Source organism: Rhodothermales bacterium (assembly GCA_034439735.1).
Classification (GTDB): domain Bacteria; phylum Bacteroidota; class Rhodothermia; order Rhodothermales; family JAHQVL01; genus JAWKNW01.
In genome coordinates, this window is record JAWXAX010000213.1 from 1 (window position 1) to 9,090 (window position 9,090).

Consider the following 9,090-nt stretch of genomic DNA (forward strand, 5'->3'; position numbering starts at 1 on the left):
GCGTTTGGCCTCAACTATTCGGATCGGTGGGGCGAGAAGGTGCGCCTGACCGGAAGCTATTTCTTCAACCGGTCCGACAACACGAGCAGCGTCCTGCTCGACCGCGAATACTTCCTCACCGAAGCCACGACGCAGCTCTACAACGAAACCAACGCATCCGATACCGACAACACCAACCACCGGCTGAATCTGCGGCTTCAGTACGATATCGACGAAACCAATTCGCTTATCTTCACGCCGCGCGTGAGTTACCAGATCAATTCCGCCGCGAGCCTACTGCAAGGCCTGAATACGCTGGTTGGCGATCCGTTGAGCGCCACGAACAACGATTACCTGTCGCACAACCGCGGCCTCTCGTCCAACAGCAACCTGCTCTTCCGGCACCGTTTCCCCAAAGCCGGTCGGACGGCCTCCGTCAACGTCAGCCTGGGCCTGAACGACCGCAACGGCGATGCCGAACAGCTGGCATCGAGCGAGTTCTACGACGCCGTGGATCGCCTCATCGTGCTCGATCAGCGTTCCCGCAATGCCGAAGTGAGCACCACCGTCTCCGGTAGCATCGAGTACACCGAACCGATCGGTAAACGCGGTCAGCTCCAGTTCAACTACAGCCCGTCGGTGTCGAACAGCGACGCGGACCGGACGACCAACTCCCTGGACGAGGTCACCGTGCAATACAGTATCCTCGATCCAACGTTATCTACAGTGTTCGACAGCCGCTCGGTGCGCCAGCGCGCTGGCCTGCGCTACATGCTGCGCAGCGAAAAATCCATGCTCACCGTCGGCGTCGACGGGCAGGACGTCCAACTCACCGGTAACCAGACCTTCCCGACAACCTACGGCGTCAGCCGCTCCTTCCAGGACGTGCTCCCTCAGGCGATGTACAACTACCGGTTTAGCCAGACCGACAACCTGCGGGTGTTCTATCGGACGTCCACCAATACGCCGTCCATCTCCCAACTCCAGAGCGTGATCAATAACTCGAACCCGCTCCGAATCAGCAGCGGCAACCCGGATCTTCAGCAGAGCTACACCCACTTTATGGTCGCGCGGTTCAACAAGACCCAGCCGGCGACAGGGCGCGTCTTCATGACGTTTGCCAGCTTCAACCAGGGGACGAACAACATCGGCACGGAGTCGATCATCGCGATTCAGGACACCACGATCGCTCCCGGTGTCGTCCTCGCGCAGGGCTCGCAGTTTACGCGGCCGGTCAACCTGGATGGCTACTGGGGCGCGCGGACGTTCATGACCGCCGGCCTGCCTACCGGCTGGTTGAAAAGTAACGTCAACGTAAACGCCGGCTACTCGCTCACCCACGCGCCGGGCCTCATCAATAACCAGCGGAATATTTCGGACACACACGCCATCAACGGTGGGGCCGTCATCGGAAGTAACATCAGCGAAAAAATCGACTTCACGCTGACCTACAATCTCACCTACAGCATTGCCCGCAATTCCGTATACCCGGAGCTCGACGCCAACTACATGTACCACCGGACCGGCGCGCGCATCAACCTGATCCTCGGGAAGTCGTGGGTGCTGAATACCGACCTCAACGCCATCCAGTACTCCGGGCTCGGGGAGGACTACGACCAGGACAACCTGGTGTGGAACGCCGGCCTGGGCTATAAATTCCTAAAGGGAAATGGGGGAGAGGTGAAACTGATGGTGTCCGACATCCTCAACCAGAACACCAGCATCGTGCGGACCGTCAACGAGTTTTACGTGGAAGACAACCAGTCGAATGTCCTTGGCCGCTACGTGCTCCTCAACTTTACCTACCGCATCCGCAACTTCGGCGCGCCCGCGCCATCGGTGGCGCCGAGAGGATAATGACTCCGGCGTTTTTCACAACCATAAATACGAAATCATGACGAGCGTCGTCACGCCGACCACGATGTTGACGATGAGCCCTACGCGGAAAAAGTCAGAGAACTTATACCCGCCGGCAGCCATGGCCATCATGTTCGTCTGATATCCGATCGGCGAAAGGAAGCTGGCTGAAGCGGCCACCGCCACGGCCAGCGCGAAGGCCTCGGGTGGCGCCCCGAGCGTGGTCGATGCTTCCAGTCCAACACCTATCATCAGCGCCGCCGCCGCATTATTGGTGATCACCTCGGTCAGCAGGCTCGTGGCGATATAGACGGCGGATACGATCCCGATCACGCCGAAGGCGCTGCCATTCTCTGTTAGGAATAGCGCTATTGCCTCTGCGAGTCCTGTACTTTCTATCGCTTTGCCGAGCCCGAGCGCCGCCGCGATGACCAGCAACACCGGCACGTCCACCGCAGACTTGGCGTCTCGCCCCCGGAGGCAGCGCGTCCCGATCATCGCCAACGCACCGATAAAGGAAGTCGTGACGATCGACGCATATCCTAGTGCCGCCACGGTGATGACGGCCAGTAGGATGAACAACGCCAGGGGCGCCTTTCCGGGTTGCGGCTTGACGCGCTCCGCCCGACGCGGCGCCACCAGGTAGAACTCCTCACGATTCTTATTCCAGCGTTTGTCGAAGCCTTTGCGGGCTTCGATCAGGAGCAGGTCGCCGGCCTGTAGCACAACCCGGCCTATGGATTTGTCGATACTTTCGTCCTCACGGTAGATCCCCAGCACAACGCCCTGGTATTCCTCGCGGAAGTTCACATCCACCAGCGTTCTACCTACGAGGCGGGACGTAGGCGCAATAACCGCCTCGAAGATGGGGAGGGTCATGTGACCGGCGGACTCCACGCTCTCCAGGACGGAGCGAAGGCCGTGACGCTCCTGAAGATGCTCGAGAACGGCCGGGCTCCCGCGAAACGCCAGGATATCGCCTTCGCGAAGCACCATTTCAGGCGAGGCAGGAACAATCTCCTTGTTGCGGATCACGTGGGCCAGAAAGGCATCGCCCAGTGAACGCAGTCCCGCTTCTTCCACCGTCTTGCTCACCAGCGACGAGCCGCCAGGCATCTCCATCTCAAACAGAAATTGGAGCATCCCCTCATCGTCGCTTCCACCCGGTTCGCGACGATCCGGCAGAAACCGATAGCCGATCAAGCCGAAATACAGGATCGTGGCAATCGCCGCCGGCCCGCCGACCCATACCAGATCAAACATCCCCAATCCTTTGTATCCCGACGACTCCATGAGCCCGGCCACGAGCAGGTTCGTCGACGTGCCAATCAGGGTCGTCATGCCCCCGATAATCGCCGCATAGGACAGCGGAATCATCAGCTTCGACGGCGCCACTTTGTTACGCTCGCACCACGAACGGACGCGTGGAATGAGCATCGCCACGATCGGCGTATTGTTGAGGAAGGCGGACATGGCCGCCGTGGTGGTCATCAGCCGAAGGGTCGTCACCGTCATATTCCTCGAATTCGGGAAGATGAGACGGTCGAAGAAACTCAGCGCCCCCGTGTTCTCCACGCCGGCCGCGACGATGAACAGGGCGCCGACAGCCAGCAGGGCGCTATTCGACAGGCCGGCAAAGGCCTGCTCCGGCGTCAGGATGCCGAGCACAAGGAGAGGCCCGAGACTGCCAAAAAGGATGATCTCAGGGCGCCCCATGCCCCGCACCAGGGCAATCAACATGAGGAGAATGACCCCGAGCGTTACCCACGCTTCCCAACCGAGCGATGCAAACATACGATTCGAGAGATGCTATATCTGAAAATGCCGAAACTCTACATCGGTATGTGTAGGATCGTTCCATGTCGCACCCGTTTCAGATTTTCAGACCGCGGCGCCGGCGTGCAATAGAGTCACTACCTGTTTCGGAACCACCCTATTTAACAGGTAAAGCCGTCATATACCATGGCTGCTCCTCAGGTAGCGTGAGTCGAAACTTGGCTTATACTATTACTAATAAAGTACTTAGCGTTTGTGATCGGTTCGGTTGGCACGCTCTTTACATGATGCGTCCATACCAGGGCGTTCTCGCCACGTCATCCTTCTGAACGAACACACCATACGGTCCGATTCTTCATGATAATCGCACATTTGTCACTCGTCGTTGTGATCCTACTGGCCCTGCCCATCTCCTTTACCGCTCGGGCGCAGGCCTGGATACCCGCGGTCTCGGCCCCGGCGACGGCACCTGAAACCACACCGTCGTCCGCGGAAGGCGGCGCGGCGCAGGCGTCCCCGAAGAAGGCGGAGGGCGCCACGGTGAAAGCCGACGCCAGCGGATGAGGCCGCCGTCGCTAAAGGCCGCAACACCCGCATCATCCCTCAGGGCTATCTATACGCCGGCCCGTTCGGCCTGCTGGCGGAATATGCCGTGTCGGAGCAGGAGTTAGCCACCGACAGCCTCACGGCAAGCCTCCAGAACCGGGCATGGCAGGTGGCCACCAGCATTGCCCTGACGGGTGAAGACGCCAGCTACGGCATGCTCAAACCGGCGAAGCTGAATTACGAGCAGACCACCTTTGAGGCCGCCGGCGGCGCCGGACGCAGGCCGACCGAGCACACCGTGCTCACACGATTCCAGATCGCCTTCTAGGGGCGTGTTGAGGTGCCATATGACCCCAGAAGTTCTAGAGAGATCCGTACAGGAGCGAGCCCCAGTACCCTAATTGTCCGCTAAAGCCATCGCATGTGACGACCGATCCGTCATATACGGCGGTTGCCGGACGCAGGCGCGTCACTGAGCCGTTGGTGATCCATGTCAGGCCCCTTTATGCCCACTACTGCCTCCGGTGAACGATTCCAACTCCAGATCTGGCGCGAGGCCTGTCGGCACATCGAGTTGAGCGAGTCGATGCTCCGGCTGACCGCACTCGTGCGTCGTCGGCTGCCAGCCGATCTCCTGGTGGTTCGCCGGATCGACCCTGTCGAGTCAATCCTCGAGACCGAAGCCGTCGGGCAACACGGTGGGGTGCCCGTCCCTCGTCACGCGCGGACGAGCCTGACGCCGGCGCAGTTGGAGCAATTCCAGTCTTGGTGCCGAGAACGTCAGGTGCTCCGCACCCGCCGTGGCTCCCACGCTCCGCTGTGCCGGCTCCTGCTTCCGAACGACCTGCAGGGCGACGTCCTGGCGGGCCCGCTGTTGAACGATCAGGGCGTGTGCGGTGTGCTGCTGATGGCCAGCCAGATACCCGGCGCGCTGAACGATGCACATGAAGCCATCTTTACTTCACTGCTCGACCCTTTTACGGTCGCTCTCGAAAATCACCGCCGGTTACGCGAACTGCTGAGCCTCCGCGAAGCGCTCGAAGCGGAAAAGCGCGCCCTGCTCTCGCGTCTGGGCCGGCAGGACATCCTGGACGAAATCGTCGGCGCCGCGGGCACCCTGTCGCCGGTGATGGCCCGGGTGGATCAGGTGGCCGTCACCAGTGTGCCCGTGCTCATCCTTGGGGAAACTGGCACTGGCAAAGAGGTGATCGCCCGCGCCATCCATATGCGTTCCAGCCGGCGGAATGGCCCCGTCGTCCGCGTGAACTGCGGCGCCATTCCACTCGAACTGATCGACTCCGAGTTGTTTGGCCACGAAAAGGGCAGCTTCACCGGCGCCATGGCCCAGCGGAGCGGTTGGTTCGAACGGGCGGACGGCGGCACGTTGTTTCTGGATGAGATTGGCGAACTGCCGCTGCCGGCGCAGGTCCGCCTCCTGCGTGTCCTGCAAGATGGTTCCTACGAACGCGTCGGCGGCGGCCAGACGCGCACCGCCGACGTGCGCATCGTCGCCGCGACACACCGCAACCTGGAGCAACTGATCGCCAACGGCCAGTTTCGCGAAGATCTGTGGTACCGCATCAGCGTCTTCCCGATCTACCTGCCGCCGCTGCGCTCCCGCCTGCAGGATTTGCCCGACCTCGTCGCCTACTTCGCCCGGAACGCCGGCCTCCGCTTTGGCGGCGCCCCGCTCAGCGCTACCAGCGAAGACCTCGTGCTGTTGGAACACTATCCATGGCCCGGCAACGTGCGCGAGTTGTCGGCCGTCATCGAACGAGCCGCCATCCTGGGTGGGGGCCATCGCCTCGAGATCGCGAGCGCGATGGGCACTAAATTACAGAGTATGGCGGATCCGAAACTGTCGATGCACAGCGTTTCAGCCGGGCCGTTTCCGACGATAGACGAGGCGATGGCCGGCCACATCAGCCGGGCGCTTTCACTCACGAATGGTCGCATCGAAGGCCCAAACGGCGCTGCGCAGCTGCTGGGCATCAACCCCAACACATTACGGGGACGAATGCGCCGGCTTGGAATCCGCCGCGACCCCTACCGTGGCGACTGATCTGCAACCGGCGGGAACTCCAGCGCGTCTCCCTCGAACAAGAGGGCATCGGATAGATCGACCCATCCCCTTCCTTCCGGTGTCTCCGGCCACTGTGGCCCCATACACGTCTTACCTGCATCGATCTCTTCTTCATGTCGAGCGTACGTCTTACTTTTGCCCCGCACCGCGAGCGGATGGAGGCGGAAGGCCTACCTGAAATAGCCATCCGTGCGTTCGCGCACTACTTCGAGCACCTCCTGAGTGGCGAGACAGGCCTCATCCGCGAACACGCCATCCGCCCGGTCGACAGCCTGCCCGATAGCGAGCACCTGACCGACGCCGACCGCCGCGCAGGAGCCGATGCGTTGCCACATACGGTGATGCTCAAGCTCAACGGTGGCCTGGGGACCAGCATGGGCCTGGAACGCGCCAAATCACTACTGCCCGTCAAGGAAGGATTCACTTTTCTGGATGTGATCGCCCGCCAGGCGCTCAGCCGCGCCATGCCGCTGGTGCTGATGAACAGCTTCTCCACGGCCGACGATTCCCGCCGTCTCCTCGCGGCCTACCACGGCGTGAGCCGGTCGCTGCCGCTGGATTTTTTGCAGCATAAGGTCCCGAAGATCGCCCGGCACGACCTGTCGCCAGTCGACTGGCCCCACAACCGCCAGCTCGAATGGTGCCCACCCGGCCACGGCGATATCTACACGGCCCTTGTCACCAGCGGGATGCTCGAAGCCCTACTCGACGCCGGCTACCGCTATTTGTTTGTGTCGAACAGCGATAACCTGGGCGCTTCCGTCGACGAGGCTATCCTCGGCTATTTCGCCTCGCGCCGCCTCCCGTTTATGATGGAAGTGGCCGACCGCACGCCGGCCGACCGCAAAGGCGGACACCTTGCCCTTCATCCGGACGGCGGACTCCTCCTACGAGAATCAGCTCAGTGCCCGGACGAGGATGCCGGATTCTTCCAGGACATCGAACGCCACCGCTTCTTCAACACGAACAACCTCTGGATCGACATCCAGGCGCTCGAACGCCTCATCGAGGCCAACGAGGGCGTCCTCCGACTCCCGATGATCCGAAACGCCAAAACCGTCGACCCGCGCGATTCGGGTTCGACCCCGGTGTTCCAGCTGGAGACGGCGATGGGGGCGGCCATTGCCCTGTTTGAGGGCGCCGGCGCCATCCGCGTCCCGCGCGTCCGCTTCGCACCTGTCAAAACGACCAACGAACTGCTCGCCGTCCAGTCCGACGCCTACGTCCTCCTGCCCGACTTCACAATCGCCCTGCATCCGACACGCGGCGCTCACGTCCCGGTGGTCACCCTCGACCCCAGGTATTACCGCACCGTCGACCAACTCGCGGCCCACACCCCCCACGGGACCCCCTCGCTCCAGGAATGCACCTCCCTCCGCGTCGAGGGCAGCATCCGGTTTGGCCGCGGCGTCCGGCTCATCGGGGACGTGCACCTCGTCAACGAGCATCCCGAAACGGTCGTCCTGCCCGACGGCGCCACGCTGGAGGGAAAGGCAAACGTTTGATCGTTGAACGTTTTTGTGCTCAACGTTCAATACGCCAACGTTCAACGTTCAAACGAGCAACGTTCCATAGACCTTAAGTTTTCCGGTGTTTCGACGATGTTTGATGCAGTGAACTGCTGCACGATCATCCTTCGGAAAACCCATGAGATTTCGGGAACGCAAGGTAGGGGAGATACTCGTCTTGGAGATCCTCGAACGACGATTGGACGCCAAAAACGCCGTCGCCATCAAGTCCGGCTTCCTCAAGAAGTTCGACGCCGGGGTTTTCCATATCGCCATCGACATGGGCTCGGTCACCTTCATTGATAGCAGCGGGCTCGGGGCCTTCGTGACCTCCATGAAGCTGCTGGGGGACCGCGGCTCGATGGTATTCTTCGGGGTTCGGCCGGCCGTGGCGGATGTCTTCCGCCTCACGCGCATGGACCGCATCTTCAAAATGCACCAATCCGAGCCGGAAGCGCTCGAAGCCTTTGCCGGGTGAGCGACCCCATGAACTTCGATGCACCGCGTTCGGTGGCACTCGAAATCCCGAGCCGGCTGGACTGTATCGAGTTCATCGGCGAGTCGCTGCGCGTGCTCTGCCCGCTCGCCGGATTTTCGGAGGCCGAAAGTTATCGCATTGAACTGGGCGTCATCGAGGCGCTCAATAATGTGGTCGAACACGCCTATGAATTTCAGCCGGACGCCTCCGTACAGGTCCGGCTGACGTTTCAGCCCGACCAGTTGCTCATCGAGATCCGCGACGAGGGTAAACCGCGCCCGGGCAATTTATCCAATACCTTCACCTTCGACAGCGAGGTAGTCGATACCTGGCCGGAAGGGGGCATGGGGTTATTCATCATGCACGAGGTAATGGATCGTATCACGTACGAACGCACCGATGGCGTCAACCGTCTAACGCTGATCAAATCGATACCCTGGTGAACTCGTGGTGAACAGCGACTCCCCCTATCGCCGACGCTCGCGTCGGGGCGGACGACGCCGCCGTGAACGGATGCTCCGCTACCTCTCGTACGCCCTCGGCGTTTGTGCTGTGGCCGCGTTGGGCATGTTCGCGTGGATCGTCTACCAGCGGGTCGAACAGGATCGCGCTTCGGCCTGGCGCCGGTTCGTCGAGTCCGACACCGCCATTCCCGTTCGCCACCCGCAACCCCTTTCGGCCGAGGAGGTCCGCTGGGCCGCCGCCGCGTGGCAGTACTTCGAGCGCAACACATCTCCGCGGACAGGGCTGCCAGCATCGGTCGCCGGCGACCGAATGGTCCATGTAGAGGACATCGGATCGTACCTGCTGGCCTCGGTCGCCGCGCATCGCCTCGGTATCATCGAAATAGGCGCGTTCAACGA

At 61.5% G+C, this 9,090-nt stretch carries 9 protein-coding genes; 8 read left to right on the forward strand and 1 reads right to left on the reverse strand.

Features of this window, described 5'->3' with window-relative positions:
• Window positions 1–1,836, forward strand: a 1,836-nt coding sequence (locus SH809_15695; GenBank protein MDZ4701153.1) for an outer membrane beta-barrel protein, incomplete at its 5' end; no start/stop codon positions are given.
• Window positions 1,837–1,851: 15 nt separating this feature from the next.
• On the opposite strand, the gene SH809_15700 is transcribed toward SH809_15695, so the two are convergent.
• On the reverse strand, window positions 1,852–3,630 hold the full coding sequence (locus SH809_15700; GenBank protein MDZ4701154.1) for an SLC13 family permease: 1,779 nt from the start codon (window positions 3,628–3,630) through the stop codon (window positions 1,852–1,854).
• Between the two features lie 339 nt (window positions 3,631–3,969).
• Between SH809_15700 and SH809_15705 the strand changes: the two genes are divergently transcribed.
• The 7 genes from SH809_15705 to SH809_15735 form a co-directional block, all read left to right on the forward strand.
• Window positions 3,970–4,176 carry a hypothetical protein gene (locus SH809_15705; protein MDZ4701155.1) on the forward strand — a complete coding sequence of 69 codons (207 nt, stop codon included), beginning with the start codon at window positions 3,970–3,972 and terminating at the stop codon, window positions 4,174–4,176.
• 88 nt (window positions 4,177–4,264) lie between these two features.
• A complete protein-coding gene (locus SH809_15710; GenBank protein MDZ4701156.1) occupies window positions 4,265–4,486 on the forward strand; it encodes a hypothetical protein in 222 nt (73 codons plus the stop codon).
• Between the two features lie 177 nt (window positions 4,487–4,663).
• The gene (locus tag SH809_15715) at window positions 4,664–6,220 is read left to right on the forward strand and encodes a sigma-54 dependent transcriptional regulator (GenBank protein MDZ4701157.1); all 1,557 of its coding nucleotides are present in this window, start codon (window positions 4,664–4,666) and stop codon (window positions 6,218–6,220) included.
• A 134-nt stretch (window positions 6,221–6,354) separates the two neighbouring features.
• Complete coding sequence (locus tag SH809_15720; GenBank protein MDZ4701158.1) at window positions 6,355–7,746, forward strand: UTP--glucose-1-phosphate uridylyltransferase; 1,392 nt, start codon at window positions 6,355–6,357, stop codon at window positions 7,744–7,746.
• Between the two features lie 142 nt (window positions 7,747–7,888).
• Window positions 7,889–8,227, forward strand: a complete 339-nt coding sequence (locus tag SH809_15725; GenBank protein MDZ4701159.1) for an STAS domain-containing protein — start codon at window positions 7,889–7,891, stop codon at window positions 8,225–8,227.
• Between the two features lie 8 nt (window positions 8,228–8,235).
• Entirely contained in the window at window positions 8,236–8,670 is a 435-nt protein-coding gene (locus SH809_15730) for an ATP-binding protein (protein MDZ4701160.1), read from the forward strand.
• A gap of 70 nt (window positions 8,671–8,740) precedes the next feature.
• A partial coding sequence (locus tag SH809_15735; protein ID MDZ4701161.1) for a DUF3131 domain-containing protein occupies window positions 8,741–9,090 on the forward strand: 350 nt, incomplete at its 3' end.

Coding starts and splice junctions, on each gene's coding strand:
- SH809_15700 (MDZ4701154.1), bottom strand. CDS start 3,630: ATGTTTGCATCGCTCGGTTGGGAAGCGTGGGTAACGCTCGGGGTCATT.
- SH809_15705 (MDZ4701155.1), top strand. CDS start 3,970: ATGATAATCGCACATTTGTCACTCGTCGTTGTGATCCTACTGGCCCTG.
- SH809_15715 (MDZ4701157.1), top strand. CDS start 4,664: ATGCCCACTACTGCCTCCGGTGAACGATTCCAACTCCAGATCTGGCGC.
- SH809_15720 (MDZ4701158.1), top strand. CDS start 6,355: ATGTCGAGCGTACGTCTTACTTTTGCCCCGCACCGCGAGCGGATGGAG.
- SH809_15725 (MDZ4701159.1), top strand. CDS start 7,889: ATGAGATTTCGGGAACGCAAGGTAGGGGAGATACTCGTCTTGGAGATC.
- SH809_15730 (MDZ4701160.1), top strand. CDS start 8,236: ATGAACTTCGATGCACCGCGTTCGGTGGCACTCGAAATCCCGAGCCGG.